This window comes from Streptomyces capitiformicae, from assembly GCF_002214185.1.
GTDB classification, from domain to species: domain Bacteria; phylum Actinomycetota; class Actinomycetes; order Streptomycetales; family Streptomycetaceae; genus Streptomyces; species Streptomyces capitiformicae.
Genome location: NZ_CP022161.1, coordinates 10,152,636 through 10,170,641, shown reverse-complemented (window position 1 = coordinate 10,170,641; position 18,006 = coordinate 10,152,636). Strand labels below are relative to the sequence as shown.

General features: G+C 70.7%; 15 protein-coding genes and 1 pseudogene. 6 read left to right on the top strand and 10 right to left on the bottom strand.

What is annotated here, in order from left to right:
- Positions 1–2: 2 nt before the first annotated feature.
- From CES90_RS45645 to CES90_RS52295, 9 genes and pseudogenes are all read right to left on the bottom strand, one after another.
- Entirely contained in the window at positions 3–434 is a 432-nt protein-coding gene (locus tag CES90_RS45645; protein ID WP_189788686.1) for a roadblock/LC7 domain-containing protein, read from the bottom strand.
- Between the two features lie 80 nt (positions 435–514).
- Entirely contained in the window at positions 515–2,710 is a 2,196-nt protein-coding gene (locus tag CES90_RS45640; protein ID WP_189788687.1) for a sensor histidine kinase, read from the bottom strand.
- Between the two features lie 397 nt (positions 2,711–3,107).
- Positions 3,108–3,437, bottom strand: a pseudogene (locus CES90_RS45635) (MBL fold metallo-hydrolase); the annotation flags it as partial.
- Between the two features lie 134 nt (positions 3,438–3,571).
- Positions 3,572–4,447, bottom strand: a complete 876-nt coding sequence (locus tag CES90_RS45630; RefSeq protein WP_189788688.1) for a 3-hydroxybutyryl-CoA dehydrogenase — start codon at positions 4,445–4,447, stop codon at positions 3,572–3,574.
- Positions 4,444–5,457 (bottom strand): 3-oxoacyl-ACP synthase III family protein, encoded by a 1,014-nt coding sequence (locus CES90_RS45625; protein WP_189788689.1) that lies wholly within the window; start codon positions 5,455–5,457, stop codon positions 4,444–4,446. Before CES90_RS45625 ends, CES90_RS45630 begins: the two co-directional genes overlap by 4 nt.
- Before the next feature lie 58 nt (positions 5,458–5,515).
- Positions 5,516–6,838, bottom strand: a complete 1,323-nt coding sequence (gene ccrA / locus CES90_RS45620; RefSeq protein ID WP_189788690.1) for a crotonyl-CoA carboxylase/reductase — start codon at positions 6,836–6,838, stop codon at positions 5,516–5,518.
- Between the two features lie 96 nt (positions 6,839–6,934).
- Positions 6,935–10,288: an SDR family NAD(P)-dependent oxidoreductase gene (locus CES90_RS45615; RefSeq protein WP_408646642.1), complete on the bottom strand. Its 3,354-nt coding sequence runs from the start codon at positions 10,286–10,288 to the stop codon at positions 6,935–6,937.
- 92 nt (positions 10,289–10,380) lie between these two features.
- Positions 10,381–10,929, bottom strand: a complete 549-nt coding sequence (locus tag CES90_RS45610; protein WP_189788659.1) for a MarR family winged helix-turn-helix transcriptional regulator — start codon at positions 10,927–10,929, stop codon at positions 10,381–10,383.
- Positions 10,926–11,612: a hypothetical protein gene (locus CES90_RS52295; protein ID WP_189788660.1), complete on the bottom strand. Its 687-nt coding sequence runs from the start codon at positions 11,610–11,612 to the stop codon at positions 10,926–10,928. The genes CES90_RS45610 and CES90_RS52295 overlap by 4 nt, the downstream gene beginning before the upstream one ends.
- Before the next feature lie 30 nt (positions 11,613–11,642).
- Between CES90_RS52295 and CES90_RS45600 the strand changes: the two genes are divergently transcribed.
- The 5 genes from CES90_RS45600 to CES90_RS45580 all read left to right on the top strand — a co-directional run bounded on the left by CES90_RS45600 (position 11,643) and on the right by CES90_RS45580 (position 15,614).
- Positions 11,643–12,197: a DUF5134 domain-containing protein gene (locus tag CES90_RS45600; RefSeq protein WP_189788661.1), complete on the top strand. Its 555-nt coding sequence runs from the start codon at positions 11,643–11,645 to the stop codon at positions 12,195–12,197.
- Positions 12,198–12,304: 107 nt separating this feature from the next.
- Positions 12,305–13,246: a M56 family metallopeptidase gene (locus CES90_RS45595; protein WP_189788662.1), complete on the top strand. Its 942-nt coding sequence runs from the start codon at positions 12,305–12,307 to the stop codon at positions 13,244–13,246.
- A gap of 134 nt (positions 13,247–13,380) precedes the next feature.
- On the top strand, positions 13,381–14,064 hold the full coding sequence (locus CES90_RS45590; protein ID WP_189788663.1) for a phosphatase PAP2 family protein: 684 nt from the start codon (positions 13,381–13,383) through the stop codon (positions 14,062–14,064).
- 32 nt (positions 14,065–14,096) lie between these two features.
- Positions 14,097–14,795, top strand: a complete 699-nt coding sequence (locus CES90_RS45585; RefSeq protein ID WP_189788664.1) for an HAD family hydrolase — start codon at positions 14,097–14,099, stop codon at positions 14,793–14,795.
- Between the two features lie 168 nt (positions 14,796–14,963).
- A complete protein-coding gene (locus CES90_RS45580; protein WP_189788665.1) occupies positions 14,964–15,614 on the top strand; it encodes a TetR/AcrR family transcriptional regulator in 651 nt (216 codons plus the stop codon).
- A 17-nt stretch (positions 15,615–15,631) separates the two neighbouring features.
- On the opposite strand, the gene CES90_RS45575 is transcribed toward CES90_RS45580, so the two are convergent.
- On the bottom strand, positions 15,632–17,143 hold the full coding sequence (locus tag CES90_RS45575) for an LVIVD repeat-containing protein (protein WP_189788666.1): 1,512 nt from the start codon (positions 17,141–17,143) through the stop codon (positions 15,632–15,634).
- Between the two features lie 194 nt (positions 17,144–17,337).
- Between CES90_RS45575 and CES90_RS45570 the strand changes: the two genes are divergently transcribed.
- Positions 17,338–18,003 carry a DUF305 domain-containing protein gene (locus CES90_RS45570; protein WP_229914540.1) on the top strand — a complete coding sequence of 222 codons (666 nt, stop codon included), beginning with the start codon at positions 17,338–17,340 and terminating at the stop codon, positions 18,001–18,003.
- The last annotated feature ends 3 nt before the right edge of the window (positions 18,004–18,006 follow it).

The window sequence follows — 18,006 nt, the reverse complement described above, 5'->3', positions numbered from 1 at the left end:
GCTCAAGGCCTCATCGCCGGGGGTTGGACGGCCTGGCGGGGCTGGGTGACCAGATACGGGCGGACGCTCTTGACCAGCATCGCCATCTCGTAGCCGAGGACCGCGGCGTCGGCCTCGCGGCCGGCGAGCACGGCGAGGCAGGTTCCGGCGCCCGCGGTGGAGACGAACAGCAGGTTCGAGTCGAGTTCGACGACGACCTGGCGTACGTCGCCGCCGTCGCCGAAACGGACACCCGCGCTGCGGCCAAGGGAGTACAGGCCGGACGCCAACGCGGCCATGTGGTCGGCGCTGTCCGGGTCGAGGCCGTGGACCGACTTCACGAGCCCGTCACAGGACAGCAGCACCGCGCTCGTCGTGTGCGGTACGCGCTGCACGAGACCGCTCATCAGCCAGTCGAGATCGGATACATGGCCGGTCGGCGCATCGCTCGCCATGGTGGATCGACTCCTTGGGGTACGAAGGTCGGGGGGAGCGGAGGAGGTGGGGACGGCGCTGGGGGTGGAGAGGGGGCTGATCATCCGGCTGGTGTGCTCCCGTCTTGCCGGGGGGGCGTGAGGTCGTGCGCGGCGTCGAGGTTGGACGGCGGTACGGCTATGGGGGTGGCGCCCCTGGTGGGTCCGCCCAGGGGTTGTGCCGCGTCCTTGTGCGGGGCGTCCATATGGGCCAGCTCCATGTGGACGGCGTCGGTGTGGAGGGCGTCCGCACGGCCCGTGTTGCCCAGGTCGATACGGGACGGCGTGTCCAGGTGGCCCAGGTCGATGCGGGACGAGGCGTCCGGGGGTGCCAGGTCGACGGGGGTCGTGTCGAGCGTGGCGGTGTCCCAGTCGGAGGTGTCCCAGTCGGAGGTCTCCGTCTGGCGGGCCTCGGCGAGTCCGATGCCGCGCTGGAACGCCGCCATGAGCCCGGGGTCGTGGCCGACGTAGTGGTCGGGGTCCTGGCGGGGCGTGGGCGGGGGGCCGCCGCGGAGCTGGGGCACGATGTGCTGCTGGGCGCGGCGGCGGGGCAGCTGGGGCTTGCCCATCGTGCCGCGTACCGTGCCGCCGACACGCTGGGTCGGCGGCGTCGCGGTATTGTCCGCGACGGTTCGCCGCTCGTCGGGGCGAATGCCGGGCACGGCCTCGGCCGGGTTGGGCCGCTCCTCACGGGCGCCGCGCACGGGCAGCGGGTCGAGGCCGCTGGTGCCCCGGCCCTGACCGTGTTTTCCGTTTCCTCTGTCGGGGCCCTGCTGCCGGGGCACGGAGGCGCGGATCGGGCTCGCGGCGGACGAACCGGTGTCTGGGCGCCCGTGACGTGCGGACCGCGCGGAGGTCGGCCGGGCGGCCTGCGCCGGGGCGGACCGGAACGGCTGCGCGGACGCCGGTCGCTCCGCGGGCCCGGGGGCGGATGTCCGCTGGGCGGTGGAGGGTTGCGCGTGGCGGGGGCCGGCGGACGGGTGCCGGGCGGCGGTGTTCTGCGGGGTCTGGGGCTGGGTCTGCGTCAGGTCGCCGGGGGCGACGCCCTGGTCGTCGCTGCCCAGCAGCCCCTGCGGGACGACGAAGGCGGCCTGGACGCCGCCGTAGATGTTGGTCTGGAGGCGGACCTGGATGCCGTGGCGGCGGGCGAGCTGGGATACCACGAAGAGGCCGATGCGGCCGTCCTGGAGCAGGCTGGCGACGCTGACCTGGTCGGGGTCGGCGAGCAGGGCGTTCATCTTGTTCTGCTCGGTGACGGGCATGCCGAGGCCTCGGTCCTCGACCTCGACGGCGAGGCCGGAGGTGACGATGTTGGCGCGGAGCAGGACCTGGGTGTGCGGGGCGGAGAACACCGTGGCGTTCTCGACGAGTTCGGCCAGCAGGTGGATGACGTCGGCGACGGCGTGCCCGCGCAGGGTGCCGTCGACCGGCGGCACCAGCTTGACCCGGGAGTACTGCTCGACCTCGGCGATCGCGGAGCGCAGCACCTCCGTCATGGAGACGGGGTTGCTCCACTGACGCCGGGAGACGGCGCCGCCGAGGACGGCGAGGTTCTCGGCGTGGCGGCGGATGCGGGTGGCGAGGTGGTCGACGTGGAAGAGCCCCTTGAGGAGATCGGGGTCCTCGATCTCGTTCTCCAGGTCGTCGAGGATGGAGATCTCGCGCTGCACCAGGGACTGCAGGCGGCGCGCCAGGTTCACGAAGACTTCGAGCTTCTGTTCGCTGCCCGCGTGGCTGGAGAGTTGCGAGGCCTGGACGACGGCGGTGACGGCGCTGTCGTGGGCGCGTGCCAGGTCGGCGGTGAGCAGCTCGAAGTCGTCGGCGTCGGCGGCGGACTTGGTGCGCGGGCCGCGCGCGGGCGGCTGGTCGCCGCGCCGGAGCGCGTCGACCAGCGCGCGCAGGTCGTCCTCGCCCTTGGTGCTGATCTGGCGCAGGGCGCCCAGGCGTTCGCGTACGGACTTGGCGGTGCGCCCGGCGGCGACAGCGGCGATCGCGATGCCGGCGAGGGCCACCGCGGCGGCTCCGGCGAGCACCGCCCACACGGTGGGGCTCGGGCGGGCGCCGCCGGCGCGGACGGTGAAGAGCACGGCGGCGCAGGCGCTGAGGGCCACGGCGGTGGGGGGCAGGACCGCCAGACGCAGCAACTGCGGCCGTATGTGGATCTCGGGCAGCGAGGGGACGGCGCGGGTGGCCGGTCGCCCGTGCCGCCCGCCCTCACGGCGGTCTGCGCGTGCGGCCGGTGCGCGAAGGTGAGACATCAGCGTCCTCGTACTGGTCCGTCTGGGGCGTGGGGGTGCCGCGTCTGGGCGACTTGGGCATGCGCCATCGCGTGCCGATCGGGAGAGCCGAAGAATTCAGCCCTGCGTCGTCCGACGGAAACTCACAGTAGTCACCAACGGGCCATGTGCGGTGCGCAGTTGACAAATGCCTCCGCAAAGCATCTCGCTCTGGTATGAGGCCTCATGGGAAAGACCGGCAATTATTCGGACGCGCGTTCTTGCCGCTTTCCTTTTACGACCGGAATCCGATCAGAGCCGGTCGGAACGGGTCGACAACAGGTCAACAACAGAGGGCGAGGGCCGGAGAAAAATTCACTCTCCGGCCCTCGCCGTCAATCCAAAAATCACCCCATCGGGAGAATTCTCGACGCGGATGTCAGCTCTCCGCCACCAGATCCAACCGCTCCCCCACCGGCGGCCACGCGTGCCAGCCGCCGACCGGCTGCTGGGCCACCGCCCGCCACCACGGATCCACCGGCGGTGTGCTCTCCGGCTCGAAAGGCTCACCCGGCCGCGCTGAGGCCAGCGTCATCCCCGCCCCGTGCGCGGCCCACATCGTGCGCTCCCCCGGCTCCGCCCAGGCGTGCGGCGCCAGATTGAACGTCGCCCAGTGGATCGGCAACAGCACACCACTCGACTGCCCGCCCTGAAGGTCGAGATGGGTCTGCAACCCCTCCTCGGGCGTCATGTGGATGTGGGGCCGGAACTGATCACCCACTCCATACCTATGCCGGGAGGGGCGAGCTGTCGGAGTTCTCCTCGCCCGTACGGGCCCGTGTCCCTGGTATCTGCTGAACGACGGATGATTCCGGGGGCTCTCACCCCGTGACTCGCGTCGGGTCACTGGTACGTGTAGAAGCCCCGCCCCGTTTTCCGGCCCAGCAGGCCGCCTTCCACCATCCTGCTCAGGAGCGGCGGGGGCGCGAACAGTGGTTCCTTGTACTCCTCGTACAGCGCGTCCGCGACGGACGCGACGATGTCGAGGCCGATCAGGTCTGCCAGCCGAAGTGGGCCCAGCGGGTGGGCGCAGCCCGCGACCATGCCGAGGTCGATCGCCTCGGCGGATGCGAACCCGGATTCGAGCATGCGGACGGCGCTCACGAGGTAGGGGATCAGCAGGGAGTTCACCACGAAACCGGTGCGGTCCGGGGAGACGATCGTCGACTTGCCGAGGACGTCCGCGGTGAACGCCCGGACTCGCGTCATGGTGCGCTCCTCCGTCAGGAGGGAGCCGACCAGTTCGACGAGCGGCAGGTCGGGCGCCGGGTTGAAGAAGTGCATGCCGATGACGTGACCGGCCCGGTCGGTGGTACGGGCCAGTCGCATGATGGGCAGGGAAGAGGTGTTCGAGGCGAGAATCGCCTCCGGGTCCTCGACGATCTTGTCGAGTTCGGCGAACAGGGACAGCTTCGCCGGTTCGTCCTCCACGATGCACTCGACCACCAGTTGACGGTCCGCCAGTTCGGTCCGGTCCGTGGTGAACTCCACGCATCCCAGGATCTGTTCACGCTGCCGCTCGGTGATCCGTTCCTTGCGGAGGGCGCGGTCGAGCGACGCGGTCAGCCGGCCCCGGGCCCGGGCGGCGGAGGCGGCGCCGGAGACGGCGACGCGTACGTCGAGCTCCGCCCTCGCACACACCTCGGCGACGCCGACACCCATGGTGCCGCCGCCCACCACTCCGACCCTGCTGATGTCGTTGTCTCCGTGCGGGGTCATCGCGCCCCTCCCCAACGCAGCAGTCCGGCGCCGATGGACATACCGCCGCCGAAGCCGGCCAGCAGGACCAGGTCGCCCTCGCCCAGTCGGCCGCGCAGGTTGGCGTCGTGCAGGGTGTACGCGACCGAGGCGCTGCCCATGTTGCCGTACTGCTCCACGGTGCGGTGGTTCTGGGCCTTCTCCAGGCCGGTGTGCTCGACCAGTTCGTCCAGCATCACGCCGTTGGGCTGGTGCGGCACGAAGTGCTGGACGTCTCCCAGGGTCAGGCCGTGTGCGTCGGTCAGCGTACGGACGGCCGGCGGAAGGTTCTCGTTCACGAAGTTCCGTACGTCGCGGCCCTCCATCCTGAGGAAGTGGCCGCCGTCCGCGACGGTTTCGGCGGACGGCGGGATACGGCTGCCGCCCGCCTCGACCCGGATCAGCCCGTGCGCGTCACCGCGCCCGACGAGTTCGAACCCCAGGAAGCCACGCCCCTCGGGCACCTGCCCCACGACGGCCGCGCCCGCCCCGTCACCCATGAGTACGGCTGTGCGGCGGTCGGTGAAGTCGACGAACCGCGAGTAGACCTCGGCGGCGACGACCAGGGCGTGGCTGCCCGGTCGCTGGGCCACCAGGCCCTGGGCCAGGGCCAGGGCGTACACGAAGCCGCTGCACACCACGTTGATGTCGAGGCAGGCCGCGCGGTACGCCTGGATCTCCTTCTGGACGAGGTGCGCGGTCGGCGGCTGCGGCGAGTCACCGGTCGACGTCGACACGATCAGGTAGTCCAGGTCGGTGGCGGCGAGCCCGGACCGCTCCAGTGCCTGCTCCGCCGCCCTCGCCGCCAGGTCCGACGTGGCCTCGCCCGGCGCCGCGTACCGGCGGGAGACGATCCGGGTCTTGCGGGTGATCCACTCGTCCGTCAGCCAGGAGTCGGTGACGGCCACCTTCTTCGCCACCTCCTCGCTGGAGATCGCGGCCTCCGGCACGTATCCGCCGGTTTCCAGTATTCCAATCGATGTTTCCGCCACCACAGCCCGCACCTCTCATGAATGACCCGGGTCGTCCACCAAAAAGACAGCCGGAACCTCAGACCAGCTTCAGCCGGTCCTCACCGATTTTCTCCCGCATTGCGGGATCCGTGACACCGAGCCCCTTTTCCGGAGCCATGCACAGGACACCGACTTTTCCGATGTGTTCGTTCTTCTGCACCAGCCGCGCCGCTTCCGCGACATTTTCCAGGGAATACGTCGTCGAGAGCATCGGGGCCAGATACCCGAGTTCGAAGAGCCGGTTGCACTCGGCCTTCTCCTGGAGATTGGCGATGTGACTGCCGACGATCCGCTTGAGGTTCATCCACAGATATCGGTTGTCGAACTGGTGCTGATATCCGGTGCTGGAACCGCAGGTGACCACCGTGCCGCCGCGGCGGACGACGAAGACGGATACGCCGAAGGTGGCGCGGCCGATGTAGTCGAACGCGACATGCGGATCCTCGCCGACCTCCTTGCGGATGCGGCGGCCGAGCCGTTTGCCGATCTCGATCGTCTCCTCGGGAGAGGCCGGCTCACCGCCGCCCATCCCGATCTCGTTGCGGTCGATGATCACCTCGCAGCCGAGTCTGCGCAGCACCTCGGCCTTCTCCGGGGAGCTGACGACGCCGACCGGGATACCACCGGCCCTGCGCACCAGCTGTACGGCGTATCCGCCGAGCCCGCCGGTCGCCCCCCAGATCAGCACGACGTCACCCACCTTGATGCGGGCGCCGCGCTCGCTGATGAGCATGCGGTACGCCGTACCGGCGCACAGCGTGTTGGACGCGGCCTCCTCCCAGGTGAGATGCGCCGGCTTGGGCAGCAACTGGCTGGCCCGTACCACGGTGTAGTGGGCCAGCCCGCCGAAGTTGGTCTCGAAGCCCCAGGCGAGCTGGTTGGAGCCCATCATGCCGTCGCCGTGGGTCGCGGGTTCCTGGTCGTCGACGTACGCCGGGCTGACCACCACGTGGTCGCCGGGCCGCCAGTGCCGCACCCCGCTGCCTGCCTGTACGACCACGCCGGCGCCGTCGGAACCGACGACGTGGTAGGGCAGGTCGTGGCGGGCCGCGTAGCCGCCCTGGCGGCCGAAGCGGCGCAGGAAGCCGAAAGTGGGAATCGGCTCGAACATCGCCGACCACACGGTGTTGTAGTTGATCGAACTCGCCATGACGGCGACCAGCACCTCGTCCGGCGCGAGTTCAGGCATGGGCACCCGGCCGACGTGCAGGGATTTCCGGACGTCCTTGTCCTGTACCCCGGCGAACATTTCGGTGTCCTCGGCCCGCAGATAAGCGGCGAGATATTCACTGGGCGGACTCAGCCGCGCCATTTCTTCGGAAGAGGCGCCATTGACGACCGCCTCGTACACATCATCCATTCACCACACCACCCAGGGAAAGGTACGTCCTAGAATTCATCATGTACGGCCGTCCGGCCCACAGAATTCACTAACACAGCGGCCCTAGCAGGTCTTCTAATCTTCGCCATCCGCCGGACCGGCGCCGAGCCGCGCGTCGAGCCAGTCGTTGACCGCCCGGGCCGTGGAATCTGCGTGTCCCTCCATCATCGTGAAATGGTCACCTGAGACATCCACGACCGTCCGCGCCCACTGCCAGGAGGTCCGCCAGAAGTCGACGCCCCGGTCCGGGGCGATCCCTGGCAGCGGGTCGGAGGCGCGGACCAGGAGCGTCGGCGCGGCGACCTCCTGCTGCTCCAGATCGAGCAGCAGGTCGCCGTACCAGGAGGACGCGCTCAGCCGGAGCCCGTCCATGGACACGTATCCCTGGTTCCGCTCCTCGTAGATGCCGGACATCAGGGAGTCTGTGATGTTCTGCAGCGCGGCGTCGTCCGGCGCATACGGGTCGATGAGTACGACGGCCGCCGGCGCGTCGCCCGTGGCCTCCATGTGCCGGGCCAGGGCATGGGCCAGATAACCGCCCGAGGACATGCCGAGCAGCACGAAGGGGGCACCCTCCGTCTGCCGCCGGATGCGCTCCGCCTGGGCTTCCAGCAGGATCTCGGCGCTCTCCGGAAGTGTCTGGCCGACCCGGTAGCCGGGCAGCCCCAGGGCGGTGACGTCCCGAACCCCCCGGAACGACGCCGCGAACCGCGCGAACTGGTGCGGTCCGGCCACCGGGACATGGGAGGGCAGGCAGAACAGTTGGGCCGTCGCCGCGCCCGTGGCCAGTCGGACCGGTTCCGTGTGGTCGGCGAGCAGGGCCGGTTCCGGGGACTTCGGGAGCAGCCGGGCCGCCTGCCGCAGCAGGTCGAACGCCTCCTCCGATCGGCCCTGTGCGTAACTGCTGGCGAAGATGGAGACGAGCAGATCCGGTGCCGCCGCCTCTTCGGCCGCCTGCGGCGACGGCTCCTGCGGCGCCGACAGCAACGCGAGTTCCGCGCCGAGGAAGTCGGCGAGCTTGGCGGGGGTCGCGTGGTCGAACACCAGCGAGGTGGGGAGTTTCAGTCCGCTGGCCGTGCCGAGCGCGTTACGCAACTGGATCGCGGTCAGTGAGTCGAAGCCCAACTCCAGGAACGGCCGGTCCGGTTCGACCGCCTCCGGCCCGGTGTGGCCGAGCACGGTGGCGACTTCGGCGCGTACGGCATCCAGTACGGCGTCGGCGCGGGCCTCCGCGGCCAGCCCTGCCAGCCTGGCCGACAGCGACTGCCCGGAGGTCGGCGCCGTCGGCTCGTCGCCTGCCAACGCCTTGCGGGCTTCGGGCAGTTCGTCCAGCAGTCGGGTGGCACGGGCCACCGCGAACGACGGGGCGAACCGCGTCCAGTTCATGTCGGAGACAGTGACGCAGGTGTCCCCGGCGGTCAGCGAGTCGCGCATCGCCGCGATGGCGAGGTGCGGCGGCATGGCGTGGATACCGCGCAGGCCGAGCTGTTCCGCCACGCCTTCCGTGGTCGCCATGCCCACCTCCGCCCAGGCTCCCCAGGCGACCGAGGTCGCGGCGAGCCCAGCGGCCCTGCGGTACTCCATCAGCGCGTCCACCTCCGCGTTGGCGGCGGCGTAGGCGCTCTGTCCGCCACTGCCCCAGACCGCGGAGATAGTGGAGAAGGTCACGAAGGCGTCCAGCGAGTCGCCCAGCAGCTCGTGCAGGTTGCGCGCACCCACCGTCTTGGCCCGGTAGACCTCGGCGAACTCCGCCATACCGATGTCCGTCAGGGCGGTGAGGTGGCTGATGCCCGCGGTGTGCACGACCCCACGCACCGGAGTGCCCTCGTCCGCCAACTCAGTGATCAGACGCGCCAGTTCGTCGCGGTCGGCCACATCGCATGCCACCACGCCGACTCGGCTTCCCAACTCCTCCAGTTCGCTGCGGAGTTCGGCCACTCCGTCGGCGTCGGGGCCGCGCCGGCTGATCAGCACCAGTCGCTCGGCGCCTGCCCCGGCCAGCCAACGCGCGGTCTCCCGGCCCAGTCCGCCGGTGCCACCGGTGACCAGCACGGTGCCGGACGACGGCTGCCAGCGTTCCCTCGCACTCTCCACCGCGGGAGCGTGGACCAGCCGGCGGGCGAAGATCCCGGCGGGTCGGATCGCGACCTGGTCCTCGGTCCGCCCCGCGGCTCCGGCCAGCAGACCCACCAGACGGGGGGCCACCGCGGCGTCGACCGCTTCGGGCAGGTCGACCAGACCGCCCCAGCGTCCCGGGTGCTCCAGGGCCACCACACGGCCGAGGCCCCACACGCCCGCCTGGGCCGTGTCCGTCACCTCGTCGGAGCCGCCCACGGAGACCGCGCCTCGGGTCACGCACCACAACGGGGCCTGTACGTCGGCATCGCCGAGGGCCTGCACCAGGGCCACGTTCGCGGCCACACCGGCCGGGACCGGGGCGGACAGTCCGGAGGTGTCCGGGTCCCCGCCGCTCAGCAGCGCGGCGAAGGACACCACCCCGTTGACGACGGCCGCCGTGCCTTCGGAAAGTTCGGAGAGTTCGGCGATGGCTCGGCCGAGGCTCTCCCGCGTGGCGTCGGCCGGTACGTCGATCCGTACGGCCTCCGCGCCGGCCCCGGTCAGGGCCTGGGTCACGGCGTTCACCCACTCGTCCGCGGCCCTCCCGGCCGGTACGGCGAGGAGCCAACGCCCCGTGAGCGCCGCCCCCGCCCCGAACTGCACCGGGCGCCAGGCCACGTGGTAGCGCCAGCCGTCCACCGTGGACCGTTCCCGCTGCTCGCGCCGCCAAGAGGCGAGCCTGGGCAGCGCCTCGCCCAGCGAGGTCTCGCCGGGCAGCTCCAACACCCGGGCCAGCGCGGCGAGATCTTCCTGCTCCACGGCCTCCCAGAACCCGTTCTCCGCGGAACCGTCCACCTCTGCCACGGCGTTGGCCTCCTGTGCCGGGCGCCGCCGTGGCCAGTAGTGACGGTGCTCAAAGGCGTAGGTGGGCAGGGGGATTTGGTGTGCCGTGTCGGCGGGGTAGGTGGTGGTCCAGTCGACGGGCAGGCCGTTGACGTGGGCGTGGGCGAGTGCGGTGGCGAGGCGGAAGGCGTCTCCGCTGTCGCGCCGCAGCGTCTCCAGCACCACACCCCCGCCCGGAGTGTCGTCCAGCGTGTCCTGCAACCCCGGTACCAGCACCGGATGCGGACTCACCTCGACGAACGCGCGATGCCCGTCGGCCAGCAGACCACGCACCGCGTCCTCGAACCGGACTGTGGCCCGCAGGTTGCGATACCAGTACCCGGCATCCATCTCGGACATGTCCAGCCAGTCGCCGGTCACCGTCGAATACAGCGGCACACGCCCCGCCACCGGCCGGATGCCCTCCAGCTCGGCCACCAGCTCCGCCTCCAGCACCTCCACCTGCGCCGAATGCGACGCGTAGTCCACCGGAACCATCCGCGCAATCACCACCGCGGACACACCGCTCTGAAAGGCCAACCACCCGCCAGCCGCGTCCCCAACCTCTCAGGGCAATACACCTAGGCGCGCGAGACGCCCAGGCGGCCCTCCAGTTGGATGAGCAACTCCTCCAGGAGGACGGCGAGTTCGCGGCGGTTGTCGGCTTCGACGCCGGAGAGGACGGCTGTCTCGTAGGACAGTTGTTCCGGCAGAACGCTGTCCACGAGGTCGCGGCCGGTGTCGGTGAGGCGGACGTGGGCGACGCGGCGGTCGCGGGTGTCGCCGCGTCGCTCGACCAGTCCGCGCTCGGTGAGCGCCTTGAGGCGTTTGGTGACGGCGGCCCCGGAGGCGAACGTCTCGCGGACGATCTCACTGGGGGTCAGCTCGTGGCCGGTGCGGCGCAGGGTGGCGAGGACGTCGAACTCGGGGCGGGTGAGCCCGGCGCGGCGCAGCGGGGCGTCCTCGGCCTGTTGGAGGAGGGCGGCGCAGCGGTTGACGCGGCCGATGATCTCCATCGGCGCGGTGTCGAGACCGGGGTGCACCGTCTGCCACTGCCGCACCACCTTGGCGACCGTGTCCCCGAGAGCCGCGCCGCTCCCCGTCGCCGTCCACCCGTTGCCTGCCGTCATGCCCGTGCGCCCTCCGAAGCCTGGAACCCGTGCCGTCGTACCGTCGCCGTGAGCGTACGGTGTCCGGCCTGCTCGGCGTGTGTCACCCGCTCCGAGGGCCACGCGCGTTGCCACCATTCACCGGCCGCGGCACCGGTGGTGGCTCGCAGTTCGAGGAGGGAGGCGGACAGGTGGCGGCGCGCGGCCGACAGTGCGGCGGGCGCGGCGTCGGGGGCGGCGAGCGCGGCCTCGGCGTGGGCCACGAGCCGGGCGAGGGCACGCCGGGCCTCGGTCCGGGTGCCGGAGGAGAGCAGGGTCTGCCACGCGGTGTGCACTGCCGTGGCGGCGGCCGTACGGGTACGCGTCCGGTCGGCACCCGGGGCCCCGATGTGCGCGGCCACCAGGTTCAGGACGTGGGCGGTGGCACGGCGTTCCGGCCCGTGTGGACGTACGAGCGCGGGGGCCATGCACACGAGTGCCCGTGAGGGCGGCCGCCGTGCGCACAGCGCCCCGGCCATCGTGTACAGCGCCAGGTCGAGGCGGCCGAGCGCCGGCAGTGTGAGGTTCGGCGGGTCGGAGGCGGCGGCGACGCTCAGCGCCGGCTCAACGTTGGCAAGTGTTTTACGTATGAAACATCCAGTGCACCCCGCGCGCTCCCCCGCGTACCCCTTTGCGCTCGTATGCGCGCCATCGCCCACGGGCATGCCCTGACCGACCGAGCGTGGAGGTGCGCGATGCACGGACCGGCTTCGTTCGGCTGGCTGCTGGTGGCGCTGTGCGCGCTGACCGGGGGCTACTGCCTGCTGCGGATGCGCAGCGCCGTCGAGGAGCAGCGCCGGTCCGCCGGCGACGAGGCGCTGATGGGCTTCGGCATGGCCGTGATGGCCGTCCCCGCCGCGGCCGTGGCGCCGCCGCGCTGGGCCTGGCTCGCGTACACCCTCGTGTTCGGTGTGGCCGCGGTGCGCGCGCTGTGGACGGCCCGCACGAGTCCGCGTCATCTGCATCACCTGGTGGGCGCGCTGGCGATGGTCTACATGGCCGCGGTGATGGTGGCCTCGCCCGGCGGCGGACATGGCGGCACGGGACCGCCCCTGCTCACGGGGGTTCTGCTGCTGTACTTCGCCGGCTATGTGCTGTGGGCGGGTGCCCGTCTCATCCCCGTGCCGGTCACGGCCGGCGTCCAGGTCCCGGCACCGCGGATCCTCGGCTGGGGTGACCGCCCCGAGCTGGCGCGGGCCTGTCGACTGTCCATGGGCATCGGGATGTTCGCGATGCTGCTCACGGTCTGACCGCCGCACGAAACCCTGGCCCGTGACGCTGTACGCGTCCGTGGTCTGCGTCACTTCGGCGTCGCGGCCCGTGTCGCCGTGCCCCGCCCCGCTCATAGGCTTGGCCCATGATGGTCCCCGCGGCGTTGTTGCTGCTCGGCGCCCTGACCGCCGTCGTCGCCCCGCGGCTGTTGGCCCGTGCCGACTGGGCGGACCGCGAACCGGTGGTCGCGCTGTGGGTGTGGCAGTGCTTCGTGGCGGCCGTACTGCTGTGTTGTGTGCTGTCGATGGCCCTGAGCGCCGCCGCGGCCTGGACGGAGGTACGCGTGCCGTTGTTCGCGCCCGCGCCGAGTGGGGTCGTGGAGGCGTACGCGCTGGGCACGGGCGGTTCGTGGGCCGCGAGCACAGCGGTGGCGCTGGCGTGCGGGGGGCTGTGGACGGGGACGATGCTGGTCCGTGAGATCGTCCGGGCCCGGCGGCGCCGCCATCGGCGCCGGGCCGAACTTCGGCTCCGCGCCCCGCTGTTGCCCGGCGAGGAGCAGGGGACCGACCAGCTCGTGGTGGTGGAGGGAGAGCGGCCGGACGCCTGGTGGCTGGCGGGGGCGGAGCCCCGACTGGTCATCACCACGGCCGCGTTGCGCCGACTGAAAGGACGGCAGGTGGACGCGGTGGTCGCGCATGAACAGGGGCACGCGCGGGCGCGGCACGACTGGCTGCTGCACTGCTCGGCGGCGCTGGCGGGCGGCTTTCCCCGGGTGCCGGTGTTCGCCGCGTTCCGCGACGATATGCACCGCCTGGTCGAACTCGCCGCCGACGACATGGCCTCGCGCCGCCACGGCCGCCTCACCACCGCCCTCGCGCTCGTCGGGCTCAACGAGGACCGCGGGGTGTTCGGGCCCTGCTCGACCCCGGAGGACCATGTGCCGCAGCGCGTCCACCGGCTGCTCGCTCCCCCGGAACGTCTCACTCCGGCGCAGCGGCTGCGGCTGACCGCGTGCGCCGCGCTTGTACCGGTGGCGCCCGTGTTGGTGGCTTTCGTACCGGGGTTGCGGGCACTCGCCATGGCGTGACACGGCAAAGAACGAACAAAGAACAGCCCAAGAACAACGTGCGGGACTCGGTCTTTGCTCCGGTCGCGGCGCGTGACAGTGATCTCACGCCCCGGCGTTGGCATGACACCCCAGGAGTCGGCCAGGATCGCAGTATGCACACCCCCACCGTCGACTCGCCGCCCCACCGCCCGTCGGCCGACCGCACCACGCGCGCCGCCGCGGCGTTCGCGGCGCCCTCCGTTCTGCTGCTCGTCCTGGTCGCCCTCTCCTGGGGGCCACTGATGTGGCTGGACAAGAGCATCGCGGACACCGCACACAGATGGGCCGTCGAAGAAACGGGGATCACGCACACGTTCCGCATCCTGACCGACTGGGTCTGGGACCCCGTGACGATGCGTCTCCTCTGCGCGGCCGTCGCGATCTGGCTGGTGTGGCGGCACAGAGAATGGTGGCTCGCCATCTGGTTGGCGGTCACCTGCGCGATGGGCACGGCGGTCCAGCAGGGACTGAAGGCCGCCGTCGGCCGGGAGCGGCCCGCGTGGCCCGATCCCGTCGACTCCGCCCACTACGCCGCGTTCCCCTCGGGCCACGCCATGACGACCACGGTGGTCTGCGGTCTGCTGCTCTATCTCCTCCACCTGTACGGCGCCGGACAGACCCTCGTGCGTACGGTGCTGACGGTGTCCGCGATCTCCGCCGTGGGCGTCGGCCTGACCCGGATCTGGCTGGGCGTGCACTGGGCGTCCGACGTGGTCGGCGGCTGGCTGCTGGGCCTGCTGACGGTCGCGCTCGCGGTGCTCGCATGCGAGAAGTGGCGCAGCCCGGCGCGTGCTTGACCGGGGGAGGCCGGGCGCGAAGGATCGCCGTCATGACGATCAAAGGCGTGCTGTTCGACTTCTCCGGAACCCTCTTCCGCGTCGAGTCCACCGAGTCCTGGCTGCGCGCGGTGCTCACGGACGCCCGTCTCGCCCTGCCCGAGCCGGAGCTGCTCCGGACCGCCGAGGCCCTGGAGCGGGCGGGCGCGCTTCCCGGCGGGGCGTTCCCGGTGGAGCCGCCGACCGGCGAGCCGGGTGAGCTGTGGGCGGTCCGGGACCGGAGCGCCGAGCACCACCGGGCCGCGTACACGGGCCTCTCGCGCCGGGTGACTCTTCCCGACCCGGCGCTCCACGACGCGCTGTACGACCGCCATATGACGCCGCCCGCGTGGAGCCCCTACCCGGACGCCGCCGAAGTCCTCGCCGCCCTGCGGGAACGCGGGGTGGCCATCGGCGTGGTGAGCAACATCGGCTGGGACCTGCGCCCGATCTTCCGCGCCCATGGCCTCGACCCGTACGTGGGCGCGTACGTCCTGTCGTACGAGCACGGCATCCAGAAGCCGGACCCCCGGCTGTTCGCCATCGCCTGCGAGGCGCTCGGCGTCGACGCGCGGGACACACTGATGGTCGGCGACGACCGGCGCGCCGACGGCGGCGCGGCGGCCCTGGGGTGCGGGGTGCACTTCGTGGACCATCTGCCGGCGGCGGAGCGGCCGGACGGGCTGCGGCCGGTGCTGGACCTGATCGGCTGAGGCACCGTCACCGCCGGCCGAGGTGCTGTCATCCACCGCTGGACGTCCGTCCCGGACCGTCCCCCGTGCGGCCCGGGACGGACAGCGGCCCGGGAGGGGCACGCTGAGTGGCCGCCCGGGAGCGCTGAGTATAGTTGGCTGGCAGCCAGTCAACGCAGGAGTTACAGGATGTCCCCGCGCAGCGCCTCGGTCAATGAAGAGTTGCGTCGCCGTTCCCGGGAGCGACTGCTGCAGGCCGCCGTCGAGTTGGTGGACGAGCGGGGCTACGAGGCCACGACGCTCGCGGACATCGCGGACCGCGCCGGATCCGCACGCGGGCTGGTGTCGTACTACTTCCCCGGCAAGCGCCAGCTCGTCCAGTCGGCGGTGCACCGGCTGATGCACCGGACGCTGGAGGAGGCGCTGGAGCGCGAGCCGCGCAGCGAGGACGGGCGGGAGCGGATGGCGCGGGCCGTCGACGCGATCCTGGAACTGGCCCGGGACCGGCCGGTGCTGATGCGCCAGCACATGGCGGGGATGCTGCAGAACCCGGCGGGGCTCGTGCGGTGCCCGGAGCAACAGCGGCTGGGCGCCCTGCTGCGGGACACGGTGAGCCGGCACGGCTCCATGGACCCGGAGGCCGACTACCCGCTGCTGCGCGCCCTGTTGATGGGCGCGGTGTACGCGATGGTGCTGCCGAACTCACCGCTGCCTGTCACCACGCTGCGGGGCGAGTTGTTCCGGCGCTACGGACTGGACTGGGAGTCGGGCGTCCCGCCGGCCCCCGAAGGGCCCGGCGGGACGTGCGACAGGGATCTGTCGCGGTTCTTCGCTACCTGACTCGCTGTCCCGGCCGCCTACCAGCCGAAGCCGAAGTAGTCGGGCTGAGTCTGCACGTTGAGCTCACGCATGTGGACCCACTTGGCCGGGTCCGTGCGCCGGTCACTGAGCTTCAGGACGTCGAAGCCCTTCGCCATGTCGTTCGAGTAGATGTAGCCGTTGTAGTAGTACGCCGACCAGGCACCGCCACCGACGAGGGTGTCGGTGGAGATCGGACCGCGCTCGAAGTAGGCGATCTCCTGGGGCTTCGAGGAGTTGGTGAAGTCCCAGACCGAGACACCGCCCTGGTACCAGGCCTGGACCATGATGTCCTTGCCCAGGACCGGGATCAGCGAGCCGTTGTGGGCGACGCAGTTCTCGGTGTTCGCCTGGTGGCGGGGGATCTTGAAGTAGCTCTTGAAGACGAGCTTGCGGTGGTCGCCCTTGCCGACGATCTCGTAGATGCCGTCGGCGCCGCGGTTCGGCCCGATCTCCGCGTTGCAGGTGGCCGCGCCGCCGCCGCCCAACTCGTCGGTGAAGACGACCTTGTTCGCCTTCTGGTTGAAGGTCGCGGAGTGCCAGAACGCGAAGTTCACGTTGTCCTGGACCTGGTCGATGATCTTCGGGTTCTCCGGGTCCTTGATGGAGAACAGGATGCCGTCACCCATGCAGGCACCGGCCGCCAGGTCCTTCGACGGCAGCACCGTGATGTCGTGGCAGCCCGTCGTCTTGGAGACACCGGGGTTGGTGGGCGAACCCGGGTTGCCGCCGCCGTCCGCACCCTCACCGGGGAAGAGGACGGGGAAGCCCACCACGGCCGCCTTCTCGGGGGACTTGCGCGGCACCTTGATGACCGAGATGCCGTCGTGCGGCGGCTGGCAGTCGGGGAACGAGGCGCTCGGCGAGTACGAGGAGACGTACACGTAGACGTTCTTGCGCTCGGGCACCAGCGTGTGGGTGTGCGAGCCGCAGGCGGTCTCGACGGCGGCGACGTACTTCGGGTTCCGCTTGTCGCTGATGTCGAAGATCTTCATGCCCTCCCACGACGACTTCTCGCTCGCGGGCTGCGTGGTGCTGTTGCAGGAGCTGTCGCTGCGCGAGGAGTCGGTGGACAGGAAGAGCAGATCACCGGAGACGGAGATGTCGTTCTGCGAGCCCGGGCACAGCACCTGGGCGACCGTCTTCGGGGCCTTGGGGTTGCTGATGTCGAAGATGCGGAAGCCGTCGTAGTTGCCGGCGAAGGCGTACCTGCCCTGGAAGGCGAGGTCCGAGTTGGTGCCGGGCAGCGCGTCCTTGGGGATGTTCGTGACGTGCTGGATGTTGTCGGAGTGGACGATCTCGTCCTGGCCGGGTATGTCGCCGGCGGCTATCGCCGCCCGCGTCTTGGCGGCGTCGCTCTTGGAGACCTCCTCCTGCGCGGCGGGCGAGTCCCCGGGGTCGGGGGTCGCGGCCGCCGGTGCGGCAGTGAGCAGGGCGGCCAGCAGTCCGGCCGCCGTCGCGGCGACTCCTAAACGTCTGCGTCGCGTCCGAAGGTTGTTCAACAGGGTCACTGTGTCCTCCCGTGTAGCCGTTCGCAGTTGAACGGTTCAGCCACCTCCGAAGTATCGTCTTCATCATGCACAGAACAACAGACGGCAATGCATTTGTAACGTACAAATTTGATCACGGACGTCTGAAAGCGTGTTAGGAACTTTCGTCAACACTCATGAGGTGTACGCCCGTTCCTGTATCTCAGGAGGTCACTGTGCTCGTCCGCCGCACGTTCCGCACACCGCTGGTCACGGCCTCGCTGGCGACCGCGCTTGTCCTGCTCACGGGGTGCGATTCGGAATCGGGATCGGACCCCGACGGCGATTCCACAAAAGCCGGCGGACCCGCGGTGATAGCCCCCGGGAAGCCCGGTGAGGCGGCCCGGACCCTCTCCCCCTCGGAGGCCGAGAAACAGCGCGCCGAGGACGATTCACCGAACTCGGCGGACTTCACTTACGCCCGCATGATGATCGAGCACCACACCCAGGCCCTGGACATGACCGAACTCGCCCCCGAACGGGCGGCGTCGACCGGGGTGAAGCGGATCGCCGAGCGGATCTCGGCCGCCCAGGAGCCCGAGATCAAGGCCATGGAGGGCTGGCTGAAGAACAACGACGGGGGGAAACAGGGCACTTCGCACGACCACGCGGAGATGCCCGGCATGGCGAGCGAGGCTCAGATGAAGGAACTCGGCACCCTCGAAGGGGAGTCTTTCGACCAGCTCTTCCTGAAGCTGATGATCACCCATCACGAGGGGGCGATCACCATGGCCACGGATGTGAAGGCACAGGGCAACAACATCCTGATCGAAGAGATGGCCGACGACGTGATCGCCCAGCAGACGACGGAGATCAGCCGGATGCGCGACCTCGTGGAGTAACCG